This window comes from Chromobacterium sp. S0633 (genome assembly GCF_024158805.1).
Taxonomy (GTDB): domain Bacteria; phylum Pseudomonadota; class Gammaproteobacteria; order Burkholderiales; family Chromobacteriaceae; genus Chromobacterium.
Genome location: NZ_JAMZGH010000022.1, coordinates 84,569 through 107,758, shown reverse-complemented (window position 1 = coordinate 107,758; position 23,190 = coordinate 84,569). Strand labels below are relative to the sequence as shown.

21 protein-coding genes and 1 tRNA gene are annotated in these 23,190 nt (G+C 65.3%); 12 read left to right on the top strand and 10 right to left on the bottom strand.

Going from position 1 to position 23,190, the window contains the following annotated elements; genetic code table 11:
* Positions 1–19: 19 nt before the first annotated feature.
* Positions 20–1,357, bottom strand: a complete 1,338-nt coding sequence (gene fes / locus NK214_RS14065; protein ID WP_253314795.1) for an enterochelin esterase — start codon at positions 1,355–1,357, stop codon at positions 20–22.
* A gap of 241 nt (positions 1,358–1,598) precedes the next feature.
* Here fes and NK214_RS14060 point away from each other — a divergent pair, with 241 nt between their 5' ends.
* Complete coding sequence (locus NK214_RS14060) at positions 1,599–3,638, top strand: TonB-dependent receptor (protein WP_253314794.1); 2,040 nt, start codon at positions 1,599–1,601, stop codon at positions 3,636–3,638.
* 61 nt (positions 3,639–3,699) lie between these two features.
* Here the strand turns inward: NK214_RS14060 and NK214_RS14055 are convergent, their stop codons facing one another.
* A complete protein-coding gene (locus tag NK214_RS14055) occupies positions 3,700–5,301 on the bottom strand; it encodes an NAD(P)/FAD-dependent oxidoreductase (protein WP_235085464.1) in 1,602 nt (533 codons plus the stop codon).
* 149 nt (positions 5,302–5,450) lie between these two features.
* On the opposite strand from NK214_RS14055, the gene NK214_RS14050 reads away from it, so the two are divergent.
* The 5 genes from NK214_RS14050 (at position 5,451) to katG (ending at position 10,469) form a co-directional block, all read left to right on the top strand.
* On the top strand, positions 5,451–5,876 hold the full coding sequence (locus NK214_RS14050; protein WP_048415377.1) for an Lrp/AsnC family transcriptional regulator: 426 nt from the start codon (positions 5,451–5,453) through the stop codon (positions 5,874–5,876).
* A 610-nt stretch (positions 5,877–6,486) separates the two neighbouring features.
* Positions 6,487–7,047 carry a DUF2975 domain-containing protein gene (locus NK214_RS14045; protein WP_048415378.1) on the top strand — a complete coding sequence of 187 codons (561 nt, stop codon included), beginning with the start codon at positions 6,487–6,489 and terminating at the stop codon, positions 7,045–7,047.
* 9 nt (positions 7,048–7,056) lie between these two features.
* Complete coding sequence (locus NK214_RS14040; protein ID WP_107801404.1) at positions 7,057–7,290, top strand: helix-turn-helix transcriptional regulator; 234 nt, start codon at positions 7,057–7,059, stop codon at positions 7,288–7,290.
* A 12-nt stretch (positions 7,291–7,302) separates the two neighbouring features.
* On the top strand, positions 7,303–7,851 hold the full coding sequence (locus NK214_RS14035; RefSeq protein ID WP_253314793.1) for a methylated-DNA--[protein]-cysteine S-methyltransferase: 549 nt from the start codon (positions 7,303–7,305) through the stop codon (positions 7,849–7,851).
* A 407-nt stretch (positions 7,852–8,258) separates the two neighbouring features.
* Positions 8,259–10,469: a catalase/peroxidase HPI gene (gene katG / locus NK214_RS14030; protein WP_227105989.1), complete on the top strand. Its 2,211-nt coding sequence runs from the start codon at positions 8,259–8,261 to the stop codon at positions 10,467–10,469.
* A gap of 142 nt (positions 10,470–10,611) precedes the next feature.
* On the opposite strand, the gene NK214_RS14025 is transcribed toward katG, so the two are convergent.
* Together NK214_RS14025 and NK214_RS14020 are read right to left on the bottom strand one after the other, a co-directional pair.
* Complete coding sequence (locus tag NK214_RS14025; protein ID WP_253314792.1) at positions 10,612–11,040, bottom strand: outer membrane protein assembly factor BamE; 429 nt, start codon at positions 11,038–11,040, stop codon at positions 10,612–10,614.
* Positions 11,041–11,083: 43 nt separating this feature from the next.
* A complete protein-coding gene (locus NK214_RS14020; protein ID WP_158274397.1) occupies positions 11,084–12,748 on the bottom strand; it encodes a YadA family autotransporter adhesin in 1,665 nt (554 codons plus the stop codon).
* Positions 12,749–13,316: 568 nt separating this feature from the next.
* On the opposite strand from NK214_RS14020, the gene NK214_RS14015 reads away from it, so the two are divergent.
* From NK214_RS14015 to NK214_RS14000, 4 genes are all read left to right on the top strand, one after another.
* Entirely contained in the window at positions 13,317–13,886 is a 570-nt protein-coding gene (locus tag NK214_RS14015) for a GNAT family N-acetyltransferase (RefSeq protein WP_253314791.1), read from the top strand.
* 202 nt (positions 13,887–14,088) lie between these two features.
* Positions 14,089–14,346 carry a YjhX family toxin gene (locus NK214_RS14010; RefSeq protein ID WP_107801397.1) on the top strand — a complete coding sequence of 86 codons (258 nt, stop codon included), beginning with the start codon at positions 14,089–14,091 and terminating at the stop codon, positions 14,344–14,346.
* A gap of 60 nt (positions 14,347–14,406) precedes the next feature.
* Positions 14,407–14,913: a GNAT family N-acetyltransferase gene (locus tag NK214_RS14005; RefSeq protein WP_253314790.1), complete on the top strand. Its 507-nt coding sequence runs from the start codon at positions 14,407–14,409 to the stop codon at positions 14,911–14,913.
* 379 nt (positions 14,914–15,292) lie between these two features.
* Entirely contained in the window at positions 15,293–16,966 is a 1,674-nt protein-coding gene (locus NK214_RS14000; protein WP_253314789.1) for a GMC oxidoreductase, read from the top strand.
* 36 nt (positions 16,967–17,002) lie between these two features.
* Here NK214_RS14000 and NK214_RS13995 read toward each other — a convergent pair whose 3' ends face one another.
* Complete coding sequence (locus NK214_RS13995) at positions 17,003–18,202, bottom strand: NAD(P)/FAD-dependent oxidoreductase (protein WP_253314788.1); 1,200 nt, start codon at positions 18,200–18,202, stop codon at positions 17,003–17,005.
* 136 nt (positions 18,203–18,338) lie between these two features.
* Between NK214_RS13995 and NK214_RS13990 the strand changes: the two genes are divergently transcribed.
* Positions 18,339–19,163 (top strand): helix-turn-helix transcriptional regulator, encoded by an 825-nt coding sequence (locus tag NK214_RS13990; RefSeq protein WP_253314787.1) that lies wholly within the window; start codon positions 18,339–18,341, stop codon positions 19,161–19,163.
* Between the two features lie 29 nt (positions 19,164–19,192).
* Here the strand turns inward: NK214_RS13990 and NK214_RS13985 are convergent.
* Positions 19,193–19,268 (bottom strand) — tRNA-Ala (locus NK214_RS13985).
* Positions 19,269–19,436: 168 nt separating this feature from the next.
* Between NK214_RS13985 and NK214_RS13980 the strand changes: the two genes are divergently transcribed.
* The gene (locus tag NK214_RS13980; protein WP_253314786.1) at positions 19,437–20,063 is read left to right on the top strand and encodes a glutathione S-transferase family protein; all 627 of its coding nucleotides are present in this window, start codon (positions 19,437–19,439) and stop codon (positions 20,061–20,063) included.
* A 56-nt stretch (positions 20,064–20,119) separates the two neighbouring features.
* Here the strand turns inward: NK214_RS13980 and NK214_RS13975 are convergent, their stop codons facing one another.
* The 4 genes from NK214_RS13975 to NK214_RS13960 form a co-directional block, all read right to left on the bottom strand.
* Positions 20,120–20,317: a hypothetical protein gene (locus NK214_RS13975; RefSeq protein ID WP_253314785.1), complete on the bottom strand. Its 198-nt coding sequence runs from the start codon at positions 20,315–20,317 to the stop codon at positions 20,120–20,122.
* A 30-nt stretch (positions 20,318–20,347) separates the two neighbouring features.
* Positions 20,348–20,767, bottom strand: coding sequence for a chaperone SicP (gene sicP, locus NK214_RS13970; protein WP_235085500.1), 420 nt, complete (start codon positions 20,765–20,767; stop codon positions 20,348–20,350).
* A gap of 40 nt (positions 20,768–20,807) precedes the next feature.
* Entirely contained in the window at positions 20,808–22,358 is a 1,551-nt protein-coding gene (locus tag NK214_RS13965; RefSeq protein ID WP_253314784.1) for a type III secretion system effector BopA family protein, read from the bottom strand.
* Positions 22,359–22,475: 117 nt separating this feature from the next.
* The gene (locus NK214_RS13960) at positions 22,476–23,099 is read right to left on the bottom strand and encodes a hypothetical protein (RefSeq protein WP_227105966.1); all 624 of its coding nucleotides are present in this window, start codon (positions 23,097–23,099) and stop codon (positions 22,476–22,478) included.
* Positions 23,100–23,190 lie beyond the last annotated feature (91 nt).

Here is a 23,190-nt window from a genome sequence, read left to right as displayed (position 1 = left end):
TCAGCCCCCTCCCGCCGGCTCAACCTTCCGCCGGCTCCCGCCACAGCCAGGCCAGTCCGTCCAGCAGGCCGCCGCGCCAGCACAGCCAATCGTGGCCGCCTTCGAACGCCTGGTAGCGCACGCAATGGCCGGCGCGCTCCAGCGCCGCGCACTGGCTGGCGTTGACGTCCAGCATCACTTCTTCGCGGCTGCCCACTTCCTGATAGATCCGCAGCCGTCCCGGCGGCAGTTCGCCGGCCTCCAGTTGTTCCGTCAGCCGGCCGCGGCTGCCGGGCAGCCGTCGTTCGCTGACGGCGCGGGCGCGTTCGTGCAGTTCCACGTAAGGCCACCAGAAGGAGCCGGACTGGCTGAGCACGCAGCCGAAGCGCTCCGGCCAGCGCAGGCCGGCGAACATCGCCGCCAGGCCGCCGTAGCTCTGCCCCGCCACCGCCGTGCGTTCCGGCCGCGCGCTGAACGGCGCGACGCGCTCCGCCTGCGGCAGCAGTTCCTGTTGCAGCGCCAGCCAGAAATCGGCGTTGCAGGGCAGGTCCTGCTCCCGATGCCGGTTGTCGATGACGTCCACCAAGAGATAAACCGCCGGCGGCAGCCGGCCGCGCCGGGTGTCCGCGTCCAGCGCGGCGAACACCGGCATGCGCTCGGCCCAGTGCTGGCCGTCCAGCAAAATGGCCAGCGGCCGCTCGCCGCGCTCCTTGGCCGGCAGCGCGCCGGTTTGGTACAGCCAGACCCTGCGCGTCTTGCCCAGCCGCGCGCTGTCCCACTGGATCACGCTCAGCCGCGCCGGGTCCGCGCCCTGGCGGCGCAGATCCCAGGCTTGCCAGGCATGCTGGTCCGGCGCCGCGTCCAGGTGCAGCGCGGACAAGGGCGCGCCCCAGCTGCTGACATAGCCGGCGCGGGGGTTGAGCGGGTCCGCCGCCGCCCGGCTCATGATGTCCAGCCACCATTGGCGGTGGCGCAGCCGGCTGGCGCGCGCGTCGGCGTCCGGCGCCGGCGGGGCCTGCTCGGCGGTGACCGGAATATAGGCGTAGCTGCCGCGCCAGTTGGCCGGCAGCTCAGTCTGCCACCACCAGACGTCGGTGTCGCCCAGCCGCGCCAGCGACTGCGGCTGGGCGCGATGGTGATCGGTGACGGAATTGACGTCCACGTAGACGCGGGCCAGCGGAGAACGGGCGGCGGGTCCGTTGGGGTCCCGCCAGAGGAAGGTCACGCATACGCTGCCGTCCGGCAGGCGTTCGGTGAGCGGCGCGCCCACGGTGGCCAGGCGCTCCCACCAGGCCGGCTGGCCCGCCTCGGGGTGTTGCAAGCAAGCCGCACTGCGCGCAGCGTGTTGATTCCACGCCGTTTCTTCCATTGTCTGCATCTTGTTTCCTGGCGTTTTCCGCGGTGCTTGAGCAAGAATGTTCGCACCTTATTTGCATAATGCGAATGAGAAATACTATCATTTGCCCCTGGTGATCGCAACGACCCGCAAGGGCCGTCCGCGCTCCTCGTTCCCCTCGCCGCAGTAGCCAACGATTCCTCGCCAGCCAGACGACGCCGCCGAACTTCAGAAGCGCGCCGATCTCGAGTCACGCACAAAAAAAAACAGGAATCGCAGCACGATGGAACACAATCTGAAACGCCTTCCCCTTGCCCTGTCCGTCCGGCTGGCGCTGGCCGGCATCGGCGGCCTGACGCTCTCGCACGCGGCGCTGGCGGCGCCCGACGCTCAGGACCAGCAAACCGCGCTGCCCACGGTCACCGTCACCGGTGAAAAGCTCAAACGCTCGCTGAAGGACACCAGCACCGCGGTGACGGTGATCCGCGACATGGATCACGGCGGCGACAAATCGGTGTACGACAGCGTGGCCGCCACGCCCAACGCCAGCAGCAACGGCGCCGGCATCGTCAATATCCGCGGCGTGGAAGGCACCGGCCCCGGCACCGGCTACAACACCCTGGTTTCCGGCTCCCGCCCGCGGGTCAGCACCACGGTGGACGGCATGCCGGAAAGCTGGAACGGCCAGCGTTACGTGGACGCCAGCCCCTGGGACGTGGAACAGATAGAAGTGCTGCGCGGCCCGCAGTCCACCACTCAGGGCCGCAACACGCTGGCCGGCGCCGTGGTGATCAACACCAAGGACCCCAGCTTCGATTGGGAGGGCGCGCTGCGCGCCGGCTACGAAAACAAGAACGGCAAGGCCACGCTGGCCGGCATGGTGTCCGGGCCGATCACCGAGGAGCTGGCCTTCCGCATCGCCGCCGAAGGCCTGAACGGCCACAGCTACGTCAATTATCCGGGCGGCAACACACCGTGGGACCCGTCCGACCTCAAGCACAGCAGCGCGCGCGGCAAACTGCTGTGGAAGCCCGGCGCCCTGCCCGGCTTCAGCGCCAAGCTGACGGTGTCGCACCGCAAGAACAAGGGCGAATACCTGAACTATGTGGACGGCAATTACTTCGATTACCAATACCACCGCCTGTCCACCGAAGCGCGTTATCAGGATTCCTTCAACAACACCGTCAGCACCGATCTGCAATACCAGTTCAACGACGCCTGGAGCGCCCAGTTGCTGCTGGGCCACGCCGACAACGTCAGCGCCTTCGTGGACAGCAGCGATTTCCGCATGCGGCTGGATGAGAAGAGCAATACCGCCGAGGCGCGGCTGAGCTATGCGCCGCAAAACGGCGCGCTCAGCGGCGTGGTGGGCGCGTATTACTACGATAGGGATCAGGACATGAACGCGGCGCCGCGCGTGGCGGCCAAGGACAAGCTGAGAACCCTGGCCGTCTACGGCGAGGCCACGCTGGCGCTGAACGAACGCTGGAGCCTCAATCTGGGCAGCCGCGTGGAGCGGGAGACGCAGCGCCGCAACACCACGCTGCAGCCGGGCATGCCCAAGCAGGCCCGCGCCGACTTCGATATCGGCGAAACGCTGTTCCTGCCCAAGGCCGGCCTCAGCTACAAATACAGCCCGGACACCACGCTGGGCTTCTCGGTGCGCAAAGGCTACAACGCCGGCGGCTCCGGCCTGGACAACAACAACGAGTACTACACCTACAACAAGGAAGAAGTCATCGCCTACGAGGCCAGCAGCCGCTCCAGCTTCCTGGAGCAGCGTCTCAGCCTCAACGTCAACGCCTTCTTCAACCAGTACACCGGCTACCAGGCCATCCTGGGCTCGCGCTTCACCAATATTCCCAAGGGCGAAAGCTACGGCCTGGAGCTGGAAACCAAGGCGCGGGCCACGCCGCGGCTGACGCTGAGCGCCGGCCTGGGCCTGCTGAACACCAAGGTGACTCAGAGCGACGCCGCCAACCCCGGCATCCAGGGCAATCAATTCAACTACGCGCCCCATCTGACGGTGAACCTGGGCTTCAAACAGCGGCTGGATCACGGCCTGTTCGTCGGCGGCAGCCTGAACCGTGTGGGGTCTTACTACTCCGACATCAACAATGAACGCAGCCGCACCGCCGGCGACTACACCGTGGCCAACCTCAACGCCGGCTACGAAAGCGCCGCCTGGACGGTGCGCGGCTACATCAACAATCTGGGCAACCAGGGCGTGCTGTACGCGCAGCTGCCGGCGCGCGGCAACAATCTGGGCGTGGTCGGCGCGCCGCGCACCGTCGGCCTGACCCTGGATTACCGCTTCTACTGATTCCCTCTTGATAGCCCTTTGGCCCGTCGGCTCGCGCCGCGGGCTTTTTTTTGCCTGGCGCTCAGGCCATGCGGCGCCCCAGATCGCGCAGCACCTCGCGCGCCGCGTTGTGGCCGGGCGCGCCGGTGACGCCGCCGCCGGGGTGAGCGCCGGCGCCGCAGGTGTACAGGCCGGGAATGGGGCCGCGGTAATCGGCGTGACCCAGCATGGGCCGCGCCGAGAACAGCTGATCCAGGCCCAGCGCGCCGTGGAAAATGTCGCCGCCCACCAGGCCGAAGGTGCGCTCCAGATCCAGCGGGCTCATGATCTGCCGCCCCAGCACCGCGCCCTTGAAATTGGGCGCGTAGCGGGCGACGGTGTCTATCATCAGGTCCGCCACTTCTTCGCGGTGATCGTCCCAGCTGGCGCCGTCCGGCAATTGCGGCGCCACGTGCTGGCAAAACAGGCTGGCCACGTGTTGGCCCGGCGGCGCCAAGGACGGGTCCAGCGTGGACGGGATCAGCACTTCCACGATGGGCCGGCCGGACCAGCCGCGTTCGCGCGCGTCGTGATAAGCGCGCTCCATATAGGCCAGGCTGGGCGCGATGATGATGCCGCTGCCGTGGTGCTCCGCCTGCGCCTTGCCCGGCAGACAGCTGAAATCCGGCAACTCGGACAGGGCTACGTTCATGCGGAAGGTGCCGGAGCCGCAGCGCCAGCTCTGCATCCTACGCAGGAAATCCGCCGGCAGCGCCGCCGGGTCCAGCAGCTGGGTGTAGAGCAGCCGCGGATTGAGATTGGACACCACCACGCGCGCGTCCAGCCGCTCGCCGCGGTCCGTCACCACGCCCACCGCCCGGCCCTTGTCCAGCAGCACTTCGCGCACCGCGCTGTCGATGCGGATCTCCGCGCCGCGCTCGCGCGCCGAGCGGGCCATGGCCTGGGTGATGGCGCCCATGCCGCCCAGCGCGTGGCCCCACGCGCCTTTGCGGCCATTGACCTCGCCGAACACATGGTGCAGCAGGACATAGGCCGAACCCGGCGCGTACGGGCTGGCGTAGTTGCCCACCACGCTGTCGAAGCCGTAAACCGCCTTGATCGGATCGCTGTCGAACCAGCCGTCCAGATAATCGCCGGCAGACTTGGTGAACAGGTCCAGCAATTCGCGTTGCTGCGCCAGTTCCAGCTTGCCCAGCCGCCGCCCCAGCCGGCCGGCCTTGAGCAGCTCCGGCAAGGCGTTCAGCCAGCCGCCCGCCACCGCATTGGGCGGCGTTTGCAGCACCAGCTCGCGCAGCAGCTCGGCGGCGGCGTCCAGATGCCGCGCGTAATCGTCCAACCGCTCGGCGTCGCGGCGCGAAAAACGCGCCACTTCGGCCGCGGTGCGGCCCGGCCCCACTTTCAGATAGCCCCCGTCGTCCAGCGGCAGGAAGTTGGACAAGGGCCGCTCCACCACCTTCAGGCCGTGACGCGCCAGCTCCATGTCGCGGCTCACCTTGGGATTGAGCAGCGACACCGTGTAGGCGGCCACCGAGTTGCGGAAGCCGGGATGGAATTCCTCGGTCACCGCCGCGCCGCCCACCACGCCGCGCCGTTCCAGCACTGTCACCTTCAGCCCGGCCCGCGCCAGGTAATGGGCGCACACCAGGCCGTTGTGGCCGCCGCCCACAATGATCGCATCCCGCATCGCTTCGCTCCTCGTCTCAGGGGAAGCCTCATTCTCGAATCAAGTTCGGCAAATTGCAGCGCGCATAGCGACGAACTGTCGGATATTATTGATCGGATTGACGAAAAGTCCGGCATAGCGCCAAATCGCCCACCCCGCACGGAGCCGCCATGGACGCCACCGATCAGCAATTGCTCGCGCTGCTGCGCGAAAACGCCCGCGCGCCCACCGCGGAGCTGGCGCGCCGGCTGGGCCTGTCCCGTACCACGGTGCAAAGCCGCATCGAAAGACTGGAGCGCGGCGGCGTGATCCTGGGCTACAGCGTGCGCACCAGCGCCGCCCACGACGCCGCCCAAGTGCGCGCGCTGGTGATGATCGCCGCCGAGCCGCGGCTGAGCCCGTCGATAGAAAGCGCCTTGCGCCGGCTACCCCAGGTCCGCACCCTGCACTCGGTCAGCGGCGTCCACGACTTCATCGCCGGCGTGGAGGCCGCCGGCGTGGCCGAGCTGGACGGGCTGATCGACCGCATCGGCGCGCTGGACGGCGTGGAGCGCACCAGCACCGCCATCCTGATGACCACGCGGATAGACCGCTGAACCCGCCGGACCGCGCGCCAGCGCGGTCAAGGCCTGAAACGGCCGCGACATCGCCGCTCTCAAGCCGGCGCCCTCTCCTCTGCAGGCCACCAGCCCCCACACCAGCAAGACGCACAGCAGGCGCGCGCGCCGGCCGCGGCCCAAGGTCTTAAACACGGGCCGGCGCCGGCCATGCGGCCGCCCGCCCAGGCGGGGGCTCCGGCGCGCCGCTCGCTTGATTTGCATCGCTCATCGTCCAGGCTCTTTCTTTGCTCCGGCGCCTAAACACGCCGGGCAGGGTTTGAGACAGCGCGCGAGGGCGGTCCGCCTCCGCGCAAAAGACGATGACTGTATTACATAAACTAATTATTGTTAAACGATAATAATTTGTCGTTCCATATGTATCTGCTACGCAACACGCCTCCAAACAATCCAAAAGCCGCGCCCAGCCAGGCTTGAGGGCTCACCGCGCGCCGCACGGCGGCGGGCCCGAGCCGTGTGCTTGCCGCAACAGCATGCAAATCAAACTTGCACAGCAAAAAATGATCGTTTTACAATAAAAAATAATTGTTTCGCGATACTTTAGTAATTCCGCCCTCATTGTCTTTCCAACCCGTCACAAGGAACCCTCATGAACTCCACGCGATTGAGCCGCTATTGCGCCGCCATGGCCTACATCACCGTCTTGGGCATTGGCGCCATGCTGCTGCTGGACATCCTGTTCTGGCTCTTTCCCAAGTCCATCATCGACGCCGGCTTGACCGTCACGGTTGACACCGTCAGAGGGTTTTACGGCTCAAGCGAGTTCGATCTCCCTAGCTTGCCGCTGTGGCAACGCGCCGGCGGCGCGGTCCTGTCCTGCATCCCGCTGCTGATCCTGGCCCAAGGCCTGTATGCCTTGCACCGCTTGTTCAAGCTCTATGCGCGCAGGGAATACTTTACGGAACGCTCCGCGTCCTTATTATCCAAGGTGGGCTCCAGCGTGGCGCTCTGGGTGCTGGCGGACCTCGTCTCCCAACCGATGATCAGCGCCTGGCTGACCATGATGCGGCCGGAGGGACAGCGGCTGATCGCCGTCAGCTTCCACACCGAAAACCTGGAAAGCCTGTTCATTGCCGCCGTGGTCATGATCATTGCGCGCATTCAGCGAGAAGGCATTGCGCTGGCGTGCGAAAATAAGCAATTCATCTGAAAGCGACACATGCCCATCAAAATCCATCTGGACATGCTGCTCGTCCAGCGCAAGGTCAAATCCAAGGACCTGGCCCAGGCCATCGGCATCACCGAGCAAAACCTGTCGCTGCTGAAGCAAGGCAAGGTCAAGGGCTTCCGGCTCTCCACCCTGGAGGCGATCTGTCTGTATCTGGACTGCCAGCCGGGCGACTTGCTGCAGCTGGTGCCGGCCGAGCCGGACGCGGCCGGCAACGGCGAGTAAGCCGGCTTAACCATGCCCCAAGCGATTCACATCCATGCCGCCCGCCAGGCCGGGCCGCTGCTCTTGCGCCGCTTCGACAGCCCGCTCGGCGCCATGATCGCCTGCGCCAGCCAGGATGGCCTGTGCCTGCTGGAGTTCACCGACCGGCCCATCGTGGACGCGGAGCTGGCGGCGCTGCGCCGCCTGCTGTCCGCCGAGATCGCCGACGGCGACAGCCCGCTATTGCGCCAGGCCGAACGCGAGATCGGCGAATACTTCGCCGGCTCGCGCCGCGACTTCGACGTGGCGCTGCACCTGCCCGGCACCGCCTTCCAGCAGGCGGTCTGGCGATTGCTGCTGAGCGTGCCCTACGGCCGCACCCGCAGCTATCAGGAACAGGCCGCAAGGCTGGGCCGCCCGCAATCCGTCCGCGCCGTGGCCGCCGCCAACGGCGCCAACCGCCTCTCCATCATCGTCCCCTGCCACCGCGTGCTGGGCAAAGACGGCGCGCTCACCGGCTACGGCGGGGGGCTGGAGCGCAAGGCCTGGCTCCTGGCGCACGAGCGCGAGCGCGTCCTCTAGCCATCCGCCCACGCCTTGCACACCCTTAGAACCTGTTCAAAGTCTGCTGCGCTTCAGCGATTCGACGTTGAAAACACCTTCGAAATGCTCATGTACCACGCGTACATTCCGCTTCCTCAGCTGTTTTCGCCTTGTCTCGCCCTTGCTCGCGAGACTTTGAACAGGCTCGGAGAGCCTGCTCAGGGTCCGCTGTACTTCCGCGGGATTGTAGACAAGGGCGTTGAAGCCTCGTCTTAATTCCCAAGCCCAGGAACTATGCGGCGCGCCCAATGAACTAACTATCGCCAAAGCATGATTGATTGACGGAAGCCATAGAGCTGATTGAAATTGCTCAATGGCTTCCCGCGGCAAGCTTCACTAAGCTGATCCCAGCAAGTCATTGAACACCTTGACCTAAGGAGTCTGTCATGAGCAGCGCGTCCAAGTGCCCGTTCCATCACGCCACCGGCAATCCGGCCGTGGTCAACGCCCAATCCAACCGCGACTGGTGGCCCAACCAGCTCAACCTCAACATCCTGCACCAGCACGCCCCGGCCTCCAATCCGCTGGACCCGGACTTCGACTACCCCGCCGCCTTCCAACAGCTGGACTACCCCACGCTGAAAAACGACCTCAAGGCGCTGATGACCACCTCTCAGGACTGGTGGCCGGCCGACTGGGGCCATTACGGCGGCCTGTTCATCCGCATGGCCTGGCACGACGCCGGCACCTACCGCACCGCCGACGGCCGCGGCGGCGCCGGCACCGGCAATCAGCGCTTCGCTCCGCTCAACAGCTGGCCGGACAACGGCAATCTGGACAAGGCGCGCCGTCTGCTGTGGCCGATCAAGCAAAAATACGGCAAGCAGATTTCCTGGGCCGACCTGATGATCCTGGCCGGCAACGTGGCGCTGGAATCCATGGGCTTCAAAACCTTTGGTTTCGGCGGCGGCCGTCAGGACATCTGGCAGCCGGAAGAAGACGTTTACTGGGGCGCGGAAACCAAATGGCTGGCCACCAGCGCCGAGGCCAACAGCCGCTACTCCGGCGACCGCCAGCTGGACAACCCGCTGGCCGCGGTGCAGATGGGCTTGATCTACGTGAACCCGGAAGGCCCGGACGGCAATCCGGATCCGCTGGCTTCCGGCCGCGACGTGCGCGAAACCTTCGCCCGCATGGCGATGAACGATGAAGAAACCGTGGCCCTGGTGGCCGGCGGCCATACCTTCGGCAAAGCCCACGGCGCCGGCGATCCGGCCTTGGTGGGCCCGGAACCGGAAGCCGCGCCGCTGGAAGCGCAAGGCCTGGGCTGGATCAACCGCTTGGGCGACGGCAAGGGCGAATACACCACCACCAGCGGCATCGAGGGCGCGTGGAAACCCAATCCGACGCAGTGGGACAACGGCTATTTCGACACCTTGTTCGGCTACGACTGGGAACTGACCAAGAGCCCGGCCGGCGCCCATCAGTGGGTGGCCAAGAACGTCAAACCGGAACACCTGATCCCGGACGCTCACAACCCGGCGAAGAAACACCCGCCGATGATGACCACCGCCGATCTGTCGCTGCGCTTCGACCCGATCTACGAGCCCATCGCCCGCCGCTTCCATCAAAACCCGGCCGCCTTCGCCGACGCCTTCGCCCGCGCCTGGTTCAAGCTGACCCACCGCGATATGGGGCCCAAGGCCCGCTACCTGGGGCCGGAAGTGCCGGCCGAAGACCTGATCTGGCAAGACCCGCTGCCGGCGGCCTGTCAACCGCTGATCAACGACGCGGACATCGCCGCGCTCAAGGCCAAGGTGTTGGCCTCCGGCCTGTCGGTCAGCGAACTGGTGGCCACCGCCTGGGCCTCCGCCTCCAGCTTCCGCGGATCGGACAAGCGCGGCGGCGCCAACGGCGCCCGCATCCGCCTGGCCCCGCAAAAAGACTGGGCGGTGAACCAGCCGGCGCAATTGGCCCGCGTGCTGAAAGCGCTGGAAGCCATCCGCCAGGACTTCAACGCCGCGCAGAGCGGCGGCAAGCAAGTGTCGCTGGCCGACCTGATCGTACTGGCCGGCGGCGCGGCGGTGGAAGCGGCCGCCCAGGCCGGCGGCCACAAGGTCAGCGTGCCGTTTGCGCCGGGCCGGACCGACGCCAGCCAGGAACAGACCGACGTGGAATCCTTCAGCGTGCTGGAGCCGCAGGCGGACGGTTTCCGCAATTATCAGAAACAGGCTTATTCCTTGCCCGCGGAGGCGCTGCTGGTGGACAAAGCCCAGTTGCTGACGCTGAGCGCGCCGGAAATGACCGTGCTGGTGGGCGGCCTGCGCGTGCTGGGCGCCAATGCGGATCAAGCGCCGCACGGCGTGTTCACCGCTCGTCCGGGCGTATTGAGCAACGACTTCTTCGTCAACCTGCTCGATATGAACGTGGCCTGGCAGCCGGCTTCCAGCGCCAATGAGCTGTACGAAGGCCGCGACCGCAAAACCGGCGCGCTCAAGTGGACCGGCAGCCGGGTGGACCTGGTGTTCGGCTCCAACTCGCAGCTGCGGGCGCTGGCCGAGGTCTACGCTCAAAACGATGCGCAGCAGAAGTTTGTCCGCGACTTCGTCGCCGCCTGGAACAAGGTGATGAATCTGGACCGCTTCGATCTGAAATAAGCGCGGTTCGTCCCTGCAAACAACGCGCGGCCTCTGGGCCGCGCGTTTTTTTGCACCGCGCTCAGCAAGGACTGTGCGCGCAAAAAAAAACGAAACGCCGGTCAAGGCGCTTCGTTTCGTGGTTCCGGCGTCGGATCAGACTTTAGGATGCGATCTTGGCGCAGGCTTCCTGCCGCCAGATCACCGAAGCCAGCTTCATCCGCTTGTCGAACAGCAGCTTGTACTGACAAGCCCGGGCTTGCCCGCCGTCCTTGGGGCTCAGATTCAGCACATAATCCCACTCCCGCACATCGATCATCCCTTCGGCGAAATGCGGGCGGCCGATCAGGCCGTAAACCTGTTCCTTGCTCAGGCCCGGCTGCACCTTGGCCAGATTGTCCGGATTGGGCACGCTGCCTTCCGGCTGCCAGCGGTTGTCTTCAATGCCGGGCCAGACCGGACTGGCCTGTTCGGCCAGACGGCCGTCGTCGGTGATCTTGCTCAGGCGGCTGCTGCCGCAACCCATCAAGGCCGCGCCGGCGGCCGCCAGCAGCAGGCAGCGGAAAGCGCCGCCGAATATCGCTTGTTTCATCATCTCTCTCATTCACTATCAGCTGATTGATCTTGCCTGCCGCTTACCACTGAAAGCCCGCGCCCAGGCTGGCGCCGCCCTGACCGCGGGTATTGGTGGAGCCGGAGAACTTCACCACCCAGCGGCCGTTGTCGGACAGCGAGGACAAGCCCACCGCGATGGCGGACTCGCCGCCGGTGGTGGCCGTGGCCACGGCCAACATGCTCTTGCCGGGCAGGAATGCCTGCGGCAGGCCGGCCATCGCCATCGCGCCGGCCGCCGCGCCCAGCGCGTCGCGGCGCGTATCGGACAGATCGGACCTGAGCTGCTTGAATTGCTGCTGATTGTTGAAGTTGGCCGCATTCAGCTGGTCCACGTTCACCGCGTCCGTGCCCTGCGCGCCCGCCGCCACATTGTGGATGGTCACCGGCCTGCCGCCGTCCCCGCCCACCAGGGTGACGTCGTTGCCGGCGCTTGTCGTCGTCGTCCGGCCGCTGGGATCGGAATACTGCACCGGCCCGCTTTTCTGCAGCCGGTCGATCGCATCGCCGACATTGTTCACGGTATTGCCGTAAACGGTGTAGTTCGGACCGTTCACCGCGCCGGTCTGAGCGTTGTAGGACGCGCCGCCGCCCAAGGCCGCCGCGGTTCCGGCGCCGGCGTTGTCCACCTTGGCGCTCACCCGCTGCACCGCCTGGTTGGTCGCGTTCAGCTGGCTGCCGTTCACCGCGTCGGTGCTGGTCCCGCTCACCCGGCCGGCGGCGACATTGCTGATTTGACGCTCATTGCCCGCGCTGCCCACGCTCACCACGCTGGAAGGGGCCGCGCCGGCGTAGCTGTAGGTTACGCCGTCCACCACGCCGCTGGCGGTGGGATTGGCCGCCGCGGTCCGGCTGTTGGCGCCCAAGGCGACGTCGTTGACGTTGCTGGCCTGGGCGTTGCTGCCCAGCGCCAGCGCATTGTTGGCGTTGGCGGCGGCATTGTCGCCCACCGCCACCGCATTGCTGGCATTGGTGTTGGAACCGGCATGATTGCCGATGGCCACATTATTGCTGCCGGACACATTCTGGCCGGCCTGGTTGCCGGCGGCGAAGTTGCCGCTGCCGGTCACGCCGCGCCCGGCATAGCTGCCCACCGCGGTATTGTTGTCCCCCGTGACATTGCTGCCGGCATTCGCGCCGTTGGCGGTATTGTTGCTGCCCTTGATGTTCCAGCCGGAGAAGGTGCCGCTGCTGGTGTTGTAGCTGCCGGTGACGTTGCGGTTGGAGTTGTTGCCCAGGCCGGCGTTGAAATCGCCCTGGATGTCTTGGGCCGCATTGGCCCCGCTGCCGGTGTTGCCGGTGCCGGTGACGTTGCGGATGGTGTTGATGCCGGTGCCCACGTTGGCGTCGCCGGTCACGTTGTAGCCGGAGTCGTTGCCCATGAAAGCGTTATTGTTGCCCTGCACATTGGTGCCCGCGTTCTGACCGATCGAGGTGTTGTAACTCCCCGTCACATTCACGCCGGCAGCGGCGCCAAAGGCCGAGTTGTTGGTGCCGTTCATATTGCTGCCGGCGCCCACGCCATAGATGGAGTTATTGCTGTTGCTCGCCACCGCCGGGTCCACCGAACCCGCGCCGTAAACATTATTGCTGCCGACGCTGGAGATCGTGTCGGCGCTCGCCAAGGCGGACCAGGAACAGGCCACGGCCAGGCTCAATGCGCTCAAGGCCAGGGAGGGCGAGGACAAACGCTTTGCTTCAGATGCTTTATTACTCATTTCACAGACCACATTCTTCAGATTGATGGAATTCACGTAAGGCAAGTCTTTGCAGGCAAGCCCGCCGCCGGCTCCAGGCTTAGGGCGGGATAAACGCGAAGACGCGCATTCCCGCCGAAAACCCATGGCCGGCCGCGGTTCGGTCCAGGGGCGCGACGCGGCTCCGCCGGCGGCGCTGGCTTGTCACTGCATTCAGGCACTCCGCTCGCGACACGCCGCGCTCGAACAGGGCAAGCTCTTGCAAACCCTTATTCGGCGCGGCGGCTCTACGCTATGCCTTTGATTTTTATGAATCCTAACATTCTGTTAATATCTGTGAAAATTGAAATAATTGAATCGATTAATTCGTTTTATCTATCAATAAGCATGATTGATAGATAAAATTCAAATAGGATATCAGCGGCTTACACGCCGCGTTTCCGGAGCCGGCGCCAAAACCATCCGGCCCCAGCGCGCTCGCCGCGCCGCGTCTCACAAAGCGCAGCGGACTTTGAACAGCTTCTGAGATAATTCCGTTCTTGCCACCCTCATCCGCGCCATGTCCATCCGCCCGTCTGCACCGCCCATCCGCCGGCTGAGCCCGCGCGACATCCCCGTCAACTGGCTGGACGCCTTCCAGCGCCGTCAGGATGTTGATCTGGTCTATCGCGCTGGAGCCGATGGCCGGCAATGCGTGGCCGAGCCCTTCATCGACGACTGGTCCCCAGCGGAACGACGCGAGCTGACGCGGGAACTGGCGCGCATCGCCGCCGACGGCGCGGTGTTGGCGCTGGACATGGACGGCGGCCTGGCCGGCTTCGCCGCCATCGACCCGCAAGCGCTGGGCCCGGACGGCGGCTACCGGCAACTGAAAGAACTGCAAGTGGACCGCCGCTGGCGCGGCCGAGGGCTGGGGCGCGCGTTGCTGGCGGCGGCGGCCGCCGCCGGCCGGGCGCTGGGCGCGGACGCGCTCTACATCTCCTCGCATTCCGCCGTTGAAACCGTAGACTTCTACGAAGCCTGCGGCTGCGCGCCCGCTCGCTGGCTGTACGCGCCGCAACTGGCGCTGGAGCCTTTCGATTGTCAGCTGGAATTGGCGCTGAGCGCGCAGACTGTTGATTTTACTTAGCTATCCGCTTAGAATTTTGACCTGCTCATCTTGATGAGCGCCCTTCTTTTCCTCGCAAAGGCTTTGCATGTTGGAGATTGCAGCAATCCGATAACGCCGCCCGGTTTCCCGGCTGGCCGTTATCAAAATGCCCCTGAGCTGGTAGCGCCCGCATCGCGGCGGCTGCCCGTTTTCGCATTTGATTGCCGAATGATCATCCAATATGAATATCTCCAAGCCGGAGCAAAGGACGTTGCACGTCCTGGCCAAAGGCGGCCGCATCGCGCACCTGCGCGACGACGCGGGCCGTATCTTCACCGTGGAATGCTATACCCGTGAAGGGTATCTGCTGTCCGACTGCACCCTGCTCGTGTTCCAGAAGCTCAGGACCAAACGCCTGATCAGCTCCAAGAACGGCCAGCCTTACCAAATCAATAAGGCCGGCCTGCGCGCCGTGCGCGGCCAACTCGACAACCAATGACCACCGCCGCCGCGCAGCCGCGCAAAAGCGGCGGCCGCGCTGGCGCGCCAGGAGAACGCTATGACTCTCATGCTGAGAAACGAACAAGACCGCGACATCGACGCCATTTTCGAACTGACCCGGGCCGCCTTCCTCGCCGAAGAACACTCCAGCCACACCGAGCACTTCATCGTCAACACGCTGCGCCGCAGCGGCCAGCTCACGCTTTCCATCGTGGCGCTGGACGGCGAACGTCTGCTGGGCCACATCGCCGCCTCGCCGGTGCTCGTCTCCTCCGGCGCCGCCGGCTGGCACGGCATCGGCCCGCTGTCCGTGCATCCGGAGCGACAGGGCCAGGGCATAGGCAGCCTGCTGATGAAACAGGCGCTGGCCGCGCTGCGCGAGCTGGGCGCGTCGGGCTGCGTGGTGTTGGGCGATCCCGGCTACTACGCGCGCTTCGGCTTCCAAGCGCGGCCAGGCCTGATTTTGCCGGGCGTGCCGGCCGAATACTTCATGGCGCAAAGCTTGGGCGCGCCGCTGCCTTCCGGCAGCGTCAGCTACCCTCCGGCGTTTGAAGCCACGGCCTAAACGGTTTGGCGAGCCGGTCCGCGCCGCTGCGGCGGCCGGGCTGGCTGGAACCGCGCCCGCCGCAGGGTTCTGAAACCAAGCCCGACACTGCGGCTTGATGGCTTATTATCAACTTAATTGTTTCAAAAATGATTTAATGTCAATTAAATAATTGTCATAAATGACAGTATCGCCCACTCTCATGGCTAGACAAGAATCTACCCGCTTACTTAATAAGCAAATTGTTTAGCCGAAATGGCTGCTTAGAGCCCGGTCAAAACCTAGCGAGCAAGGGCGAGACAAGATGAAAACGGCGGAGTGAGAAGCGCGACTCGCCGTGCAACGCCTCACGACGCGCAGCGGGCTTTGAATAGGCTCTTCCACAAGAAAGGGCGATTCCATGGCTTACCTCCCGGACAATGAACACTCCTCCCCGCTCGCCGCGCAGCTGAACCGACGCCAGCTCTTGCTGGGCGCGAGCGCGGGCGCCGCCGGCCTGATGCTGCCGGCGCCCGCCTCCGCCTTCCTCGGCTCAAGCGCTTTCCAGCTGGCCAAATACCAGCGGCTGATTCCCGAACTGTTCCAGCCCGTGCCGCGTCCGCCCGCCTACACCCCCAATCTGGTGATAGGCTCCGGCTTTGGCGGCGCCATCTCAGCGCTGCGTCTGGCCCAGGCCGGTCAGCAGGTCACGGTGCTGGAACGCGGTCACCGCTGGCCCAAGGGCCCGAAACGCGACATCTTCTCCAACGACACCTTCCCGGACGGACGCGCGTTCTGGCATCGCCGCCAGGCCAAGATGCTGATAGGCGTGGAAAAGTCTTTCGACTCCTTCGGCGGGGTGCTGGATTCAACCGATTACCCGAATATGAACGTCTGGCGCGGCGCCTGCGTCGGCGGCGGATCGGTGGTGTTCACCGGAGTGATGATTCAGCCGGAACAGCGTTATTTCGAAGCCCTGTTCGGCCATTGGGTCAGCTATGCGGAAATGAACCAGACCTACTACCCCAGAGTCCGGAAAATGCTGCGCTTGGACGCCATGCCGACGGACATCTACAACAGCATCCCCTTCCACCATTCCCGCGTCTGGGACGCCCAGGTGCGCAAGGCCGGCTACACCACCACGGCCAACGACTCCATCTTCAACTGGGACGTGATCCGCCAAGAATTGCGCACGCAATCCTGGCCCTCCGCCACCATGGGCTTGTCCAACCACGGCAACTCCAACGGCGCCAAATTCGACCTCAACCAGAACTACCTGGCCCAGGCGCAGGCCACCGGCCGCACCGCGATCTATCCCGGCCACGAGGTGCTCAGCATCGCCTGGGACGGCAGCCGCTACGAGGTCGACGTGGTCAAACGCGCGCCCGACGGCCGGCAACTGGACCGCTACCGGCTCAACTGCGACCGGCTCTTTCTCGCCGCCGGCTCCATCGGCAGCTCGGAACTGCTGGTCAAGGCGCGGGCGCAGGGCACTTTGCGCAATCTCAACGAACACATAGGCCAAGGCTGGGGCGGCAACGGCGACACCATCGTCACGCGCAGCTTCAGCACGATATCGCTGGCCACCCAAGGCACGCCCAGCGCCTCCCGCATCCACGACTCGAACAGCGGGCTGCCGCTCACCCTGGAAAACTGGTACGTGCCGGGCTTGCCGCTGGACCTGACCACGGTGATCGGTTCGCTGGGCATGGCCTTCGATCAAAGCAATCGCGGGCACTTCAGCTATAACCCGACCACCGACCGCGTGGAGCTGAACTGGCCGAAGAACGGCAACCGCGACAGCGTGGCCGCGGCCAAAACAGTGAACGATAAAATCGCCGCGGCCACCCGCACCGTCCCGGGCTTTCCAGGAATCATAGCCGGCGTCACCGGCATGAACTGGACTGCGCATCCGCTGGGCGGCGCGGTGATAGGCAAGGCCACCGACGCCTGGGGCCGCGTCATCGGCCATCCCGGCCTGTACGTGATGGACGGCGCGCTGCTCCCCGGCAGCGCCGGCGCGGTCAATCCCTCCTTGACCATCTCAGCGTTGGCCGAGCGCAATATCGAGCACATCATCAAAAACGGCAAGTAAGGCCCGCCGCCGCCAAGCCATGGCGGCGGCCGCGTCTCACAAGGCCGTTCTTTGCAGCAAGCGCGCGCTGCCCTCGCGCGAGGCCCGCAGCGCGCGCTCGGCTCGGCGCCGCATGTCCCGCTCCCAAACGCGCAGCGCCGCCGCCGCCTCGGCAGCCGTGCCCGCCGGCGCCAAAGCCCGTGCCAGTTCCGCGCCGTCGCAGAGCGCGGTATTGGCGCCCAGCCCGCCGGCCGGGCTCATCGCGTGCGCCGCGTCGCCCAGCAAGGCCACCCGCTCGCACCGCCAGGCCGGCACCTCGGCCGCCATGCGGATGGCGCGCGCGCCCAGGCACTGCGGATCGCCATGGACGAAAACGGCCTGCAAACGCGGATGCCAGCCGCGCGTCGCCCGCAACACCCGCGCCCGCAGCGCATCGCCGCTCAAACGCTCCGCCGGCAAAGCCCCGCCCAAATCCTCGGCCCGCGCCACGCAGGCCCAATACCAGTAATCCGACATCGGGCTCAGCGCCGCCTCCGGCGCCAGCCGCCGCGCCAACTCCGGCAAGGGCGCGCGAAAACGCATCGCCTCGATGACCGCCGTCAGGCCATCGCCGAACACCACGCACACACCCTGACCCAACTCCGGCGTCAACGCCTCGGACGGCAGCGCGTCCCGCGGCGTAAGGCCGTAAAGCACCACCGCGCCCTCGTCCGCCGGATCTCCGTCCGGCGCCAACTGCCGGCGCACCGTCGACGCCGCCCCGTCCGCGGCGATCAGCACATCCACCTCGAACTCAGGCCGGTCCTGGAAATCCAGCAAGAAGCCGCCGGACGTCTCCCTGAAACCGCGCAGCGCGTGCCCCCAACGGATCCGGTCCTCCAGGCCGCCGCTCAGGATTTCCCGCAGTGTCTGGCGGTTGGCGCTGAGATCGCGCTCCGCCACGTCCTCGTCCTGCGCCGACGGCCGCCAGTGCGCCGGCTTGCGTTCCGACCAGGCGCGCAGTTGCGGATCGACGAAACAATCGTCGCCGCCCAGCGAGCAGCTTTGCCGGAACAACTCGAACAGCCGCGGCGTCAAGACCTGCCGCAAGGCCTGCTGGCCGTCGCCGTCGATGCGCAGCCGATAACCCTGCCAGCGGCTGTCGGCGGCCTGGTCGCGTTCAAACAGCGTGGCGGCGACGCCGGCGCGCGCCAGGCCCTGGGCCAGGCACAGCCCGCCCAGGCCGGCGCCGACGATGCCAATGCGTAGAGATTGCATAGCTTGTCCTTTGCTCATCAGGAGGAAACCCGGTCAGGACCGCCGCCGCGCCGGCGGCCATCCCGACCCTTGCCGACGATTGTGCGCGCCTCCGCCAAAGCTGCTATAACGCTGTTTTGCCAACAAATGGTGAAAAATGGCCAAGATCGACGTCACGCCGCCGGAAGACGCGCCGGACCTCAGCGAATGGACCGGCGGCCCGCCGCTGATCGCCGTGCCCGGCAACGACCGGGAAGACAACGATTACCGGCTGGGCAGCCGCGAATACGACTGGCACAGCCATGCGCGCGGACAGCTGCTATGCGTGGAAACCGGCCTGATCCAGATCCGCACCCCGCGCGGCGCCTGGGTGCTGCCGCCGCACCGCGCCGGCTGGATTCCGCCCGGCGTCCCGCACCGGGTGCGCGTCAGCGGCGCGCTGACCGGCTGGAGCCTGCTGCTGAGCCCGGACTGGAGCCGGACGCTGAATCCGCGGCCGCAGGTGCTGGCGATCACCGAGCTGATGCGCGCCGCGGTGCGCCGCGCGGTGACCTGGACGGATTACGCGCAATGGCGGCCGGAGCAGGAACGCATCGCCGCGGTGCTGCTGGACGAACTGCGGCAAGCGCCGCAGCAGGCGCTCTGCCTGCCGATACCGGAGCATCCGCGCCTCGCGGAACTGGCCCATCGCCTGCTGACCGAGCCCGCCTGCAAACACGCGCTGGCCGACTGCGCGGACGCGGCGGCGATGTCGCCGCGCACCTTGCGCCGCCACATTCAGGCGCAGACCGGCATGAGTTTTGGACAATGGCGGCAACAGGCGCTGCTGATACGCGGCATGGAAATGCTGGCGCGCGGCGTTGCCGTGGCCGTGGTGGCCGACGACTTGGGCTATGCCTCGCCCAGCAACTTCATCGCGATGTTCCGACGCGCCTTCGGCGATTCGCCGGCGCGGTTTTTCGCGCGGCAGGGGCCGGCATAAGGAGAATACGGGGGAAAAGAAGGAGGAGATGGTGGACCGAAGGAGGATCGAACTCCCGACCTCTGCATTGCGAACGCAGCGCTCTCCCAGCTGAGCTATCGGCCCAAATCGACAGCCATGATATGACAAGGGCCTTGCGATTGCCAAGCCCGATCCCGCGGCTTCCGGCCAAGCTGGCGCATCCTCGCCACAATTCGCCATTTCAATGGCATGCCCGCGCCAGGCGGGGCTACACTGATCCGGCTTATTCCCACCTCATCGCCGGAGATTTCCATGCTGCGCATCCTGGGCCGCACCAGTTCCATCAACGTCCGCAAAGTGCTGTGGACCTGTCATGAAATCGGCATCGACTACCAACGCGAAGACTGGGGCCGCGGCTTCCAGTCCGCCAGCAGCCCGGAATTCCTGGCGCTCAACCCCAATGCGCTGATTCCGACAGTGGTGGACGACGGCCTGGTGCTGTGGGAATCCAACACCATCTGCCGCTACCTGGCCGACTCGCGCCGGGCCAGCCACTTGCTGCCCGCCGATCCGCGCAGCCGCGCCCAGGTGGAAAAATGGATGGACTGGCAGGCCACCGAGCTGAACGGCTCCTGGGGCTACGCCTTCCACGGCCTCAGCCGCCACAGCCCGGAACACCAGGACCCGGCGCGGATCCAGGCCAGCATCCAGCAATGGGGCCACTATATGGCCATTCTGGATCGCCAGCTGGCTTCGCAGGAGACGCCCTATATCTGCGGCGACGATTTCACCCTGGCCGACATCGTGCTCGGCCTGTCCATCCACCGCTGGCAGCTGACGCCTTTCGACAAGCCGGAACTGCCGCATGCGCACGCCTATTATCAGCGGCTGATTCAACGGCCGGGGTTTGTGACGCATGGAAGCATCGGCGTGGCTTAACCAACGCCTCATTGAAAAAGCCCGGCAACGCCGGGCTTTTTACTTCTCAGACTGACTTAAACCTTCCTCACCTTGCTTTTCGCTTCCAGCGCCCGGAGGCAGTCGCGCTGGCCATCAATATGGGCGAGCACGTCCAGGCTGCAAAGGCCCAGCGTCAGCACCCGGTCCAGCAGGTTGAAGAAGACCACCCACACGCCGCGCTGCTGCGCGTTGGCGATGTTGCGGGCGATGCGGCCGAGCAGGCTTGAAACCACGGGAAGTAGCCCGGGTGTAGGCGTCCTCAATCAGCAACGCAAGCCGGTGGGCGCATCGAAGCTTTCCATCTCTCCCAACGAGGCGATCAGCTGTTCCAAGCGAGCGGCGAATCGGTCCACGGCTTCGATGAAGTCATGGGACGATAGCGTATCGCTGGGCAAGTGTTTGACCAGCATGACGGCTCCGGTGCTGTCGTCAAACGCCAAGCTGCCCTCGCCGGCCTCGGCCAGCGTCAGATTAAGGGCCAACGCTTGTTGCCAGAACCCGGCACTGCCGTTGGCGCTGAATTCACCCAGCATGCCGTACAGGATGAGACTGTCGGGCAGGCTGCGAATAGAGAGCATTAACCGCTGGTCCAGCAACAGGAAACATTGCCCATGCGAGTCCAGCGTAAGTTCCATGCCGATGGCGCGGCCCAGGCTGTCTAGAAGTTCTGCGTTTTTGTCCATGGAGATACCTTGTGAGCGGACCGGCAACGGTTCGCGTCGCTCATTGAATGGCGAGGCCTATCAGCTCTTCGCTGCGTTTGATCATGGCGTGGGCGGCCAGGTTCAGTTGCTCCGCGCCTTGGGGATGACTCTCCAGATAGTGGTGCAACGCCTCCACCAGACCGGCGGTTTTACGGGTGAGGGCGGCCGCGTCGTCGTCGATATTGGGGGCGCCTTCACGCATGGCCTTGACCAGCGCCAGGGCGTCAGCTCTGCCGACGGCCAATTGCTCGAAGTGGGCGCCGATGCGAAAGACTTGCTGAGCATTGCGCTCCTTCAACGCTTGGCGTTGCACGGCTTGGGCTTCCGGTCTTCTTTCCTTGTTGATTTGCTGCTTGAGCTGGCTGATTTCTCTCTTGAGTTCGCCCATGCGGCCCTGATTGAGGAAACCGTCCCATTCCGTTTTGACGCCGGGCTGTTGCAGCATGCCGCTGCAACGCTCGCCGATGTCGGCGACCTGGCGGTTGAGGCTGTCCATCCTTGCTTGCAGGCGCTCGGCATAGGCATGGGCCTTGTTGGGGTCTTCGGTGACCCAGCTGGCGCTGAACGGCACGAAGTTTTCCGCGCCGCCGGCGCGTAGCATGCGCAGCGCCATGGAGGCGCAGTTTTCCTCAGTGCTGGCCAGGGTATAGCCAATCCGGCCTTCGGCGGCTTCTTGCTTGACGTGACGAGCCTCGTGGAGGATGGCTTTTTCATTGAGGCCGAACAATACGAATTTGGCGGTTTTGCCGCTGGCGGCCACTTCTTTATTGCGTCCCATCATCGGCAGATAGACTTTGCGGGCGCTGACGCCCCAGCCGCCGTCCCGCGTACGTTTTTGTTCCGCGCGGGGGTAGTACTGGGCTTTGGCCATCAGGTCCTGGCTGGCGGCTTTATAGCCCGCGGTACCCAGTTGCTGACGCGCGTCTTCGCCGTCGCTGAGTTTCTGCGCGGTTCGGCTGGAAACCTCTTCTTGCTTGTCCTCCCGATAGCTGCCCAGGGAACCTCCCTGCCGCTGGCCAAACAGACGGCCGATTTGCCCGCCCTGGGCGTCGCTAAACGGCCACCAGCTGATGTGCTCCTGCACATGCTTATTGGCGTTCACATCGATTTTGTTCTTGATGGTGACGGAGGCGTGGCCGGGATGATCCATGCCCTTGCATTCCCAAGAGCGGAATACGACTTGCCGCGCCAAAGGCTTGGCGTCGCCCTGGCCATGAAAGCGTTCGGCCACGGCAATTAGTTGCTCCACCACCCGCTGCTTGAGCGGCGCGCCCTGGAGCCGGCCCATGCTGTCCAGCGCCGCTTGGGCGCTTTCCTGGCCATAACGCCGGGAGAGCGTGTTGATGAAGACGCCCAGAGCGGTTTGGTTTTCAGCCTGTACGCGCTGGCTATAGCTTTTGACGGCTTCCAGGTTTTTCAGCAGCGGTAGTTGGGACAGGCAGGCATAGAGCCGACCCTTGAAGCCTTGGCTGGCGACGGTCACCGTGGGTTCAGGCGTCTTTTCATTGACGACGACTCTGCCGCCAAGCCTGGCCGCCTGGACGAAAGTATTGAGATTGAGTGTGGTCATGGGCTGAAACGAGCGGGATGATGAAGCGAATGGTTTCGATAGTGAGTAAACCCCTGTTTCCCTGCTATCAAATTTCGCTCACCCGCCCGCGCGCCGCGGCCTTACGCGGCGCTCGGCTCAGGCCCGCATATGCAGCCCGTAGTAAACCGTCTCGTTCCAGTAGCCGGTAGTCAGCCCGGCCAGGTATTGCGCCGCGCGGAACAAGTCCGCTGCGCTGCAGCAGCCGGCGCTGACATTGCCGCGGTAGAGCCCGCTATTGGGATCGAACACCCAGATGTAGTCGCTGCCCTTGTAGACGCCGACGGCGTGGCCGGAAGCGCCGCCGTTATGCATCAGGTTGAGGAACAGCGCGTCGCCGCGCACCATCCGATTTTCGATGATGTCTTGCCAGGCTTGGGCGCTGGCGCCGTGGGCGTTGTTGCAGTAGTGGCAGAAGGTGAGGCCGAAGGTTTCAGCGTGATTGGCGTCTCCCACCCGATTGTGGGCGGCCACCGAGGGATAGACCTGCCGCTCCAGGTAGGAGGCGAAGCGGAACAGATAGGCGCCGTTGTCGAACTGCTGGTAAAGCGCGTCCGCCTGTTGGGTGGTGGGCAGGTAGTCGCCGGCGCTGCTGCCCCAGTTGCGTTTGCCCACGCGGTCCTGGATGTGCTTGAGCCACAGGCAGACCGCGGCCTCGCACACTCCGGCGGCGTTGGCGCCGTTCCCGGCGTTATTGAAAGCTCTTTGCAAAGACCACGCCATCGCATCTCCCCTTGTTGTTCACGGTTTCCGCTTGTAAAACACGCGCATGTCATGCCGCGATATTTTGAAATAAACCGTAAACGGCGTTTGC

Bases quoted from the DNA above. Each gene is read 5' to 3' on its own strand.
- katG (WP_227105989.1), top strand. From the start codon at position 8,259: ATGAGCAGCGCGTCCAAGTGCCCGTTCCATCACGCCACCGGCAATCCG.
- NK214_RS14015 (WP_253314791.1), top strand. From the start codon at position 13,317: ATGTCCATCCGCCCGTCTGCACCGCCCATCCGCCGGCTGAGCCCGCGC.
- NK214_RS14055 (WP_235085464.1), bottom strand. From the start codon at position 5,301: ATGCGGGATGCGATCATTGTGGGCGGCGGCCACAACGGCCTGGTGTGC.
- NK214_RS14000 (WP_253314789.1), top strand. From the start codon at position 15,293: ATGGCTTACCTCCCGGACAATGAACACTCCTCCCCGCTCGCCGCGCAG.
- NK214_RS14045 (WP_048415378.1), top strand. From the start codon at position 6,487: ATGAACTCCACGCGATTGAGCCGCTATTGCGCCGCCATGGCCTACATC.
- NK214_RS14060 (WP_253314794.1), top strand. From the start codon at position 1,599: ATGGAACACAATCTGAAACGCCTTCCCCTTGCCCTGTCCGTCCGGCTG.
- NK214_RS14005 (WP_253314790.1), top strand. From the start codon at position 14,407: ATGACTCTCATGCTGAGAAACGAACAAGACCGCGACATCGACGCCATT.
- sicP (WP_235085500.1), bottom strand. From the start codon at position 20,767: ATGGACAAAAACGCAGAACTTCTAGACAGCCTGGGCCGCGCCATCGGC.
- NK214_RS13960 (WP_227105966.1), bottom strand. From the start codon at position 23,099: ATGGCGTGGTCTTTGCAAAGAGCTTTCAATAACGCCGGGAACGGCGCC.
- NK214_RS14025 (WP_253314792.1), bottom strand. From the start codon at position 11,040: ATGAAACAAGCGATATTCGGCGGCGCTTTCCGCTGCCTGCTGCTGGCG.
- NK214_RS14040 (WP_107801404.1), top strand. From the start codon at position 7,057: ATGCCCATCAAAATCCATCTGGACATGCTGCTCGTCCAGCGCAAGGTC.
- NK214_RS14010 (WP_107801397.1), top strand. From the start codon at position 14,089: ATGAATATCTCCAAGCCGGAGCAAAGGACGTTGCACGTCCTGGCCAAA.
- NK214_RS14035 (WP_253314793.1), top strand. From the start codon at position 7,303: ATGCCCCAAGCGATTCACATCCATGCCGCCCGCCAGGCCGGGCCGCTG.
- NK214_RS14050 (WP_048415377.1), top strand. From the start codon at position 5,451: ATGGACGCCACCGATCAGCAATTGCTCGCGCTGCTGCGCGAAAACGCC.
- NK214_RS13995 (WP_253314788.1), bottom strand. From the start codon at position 18,202: ATGCAATCTCTACGCATTGGCATCGTCGGCGCCGGCCTGGGCGGGCTG.
- NK214_RS13965 (WP_253314784.1), bottom strand. From the start codon at position 22,358: ATGACCACACTCAATCTCAATACTTTCGTCCAGGCGGCCAGGCTTGGC.
- NK214_RS13980 (WP_253314786.1), top strand. From the start codon at position 19,437: ATGCTGCGCATCCTGGGCCGCACCAGTTCCATCAACGTCCGCAAAGTG.
- fes (WP_253314795.1), bottom strand. From the start codon at position 1,357: ATGCAGACAATGGAAGAAACGGCGTGGAATCAACACGCTGCGCGCAGT.
- NK214_RS13990 (WP_253314787.1), top strand. From the start codon at position 18,339: ATGGCCAAGATCGACGTCACGCCGCCGGAAGACGCGCCGGACCTCAGC.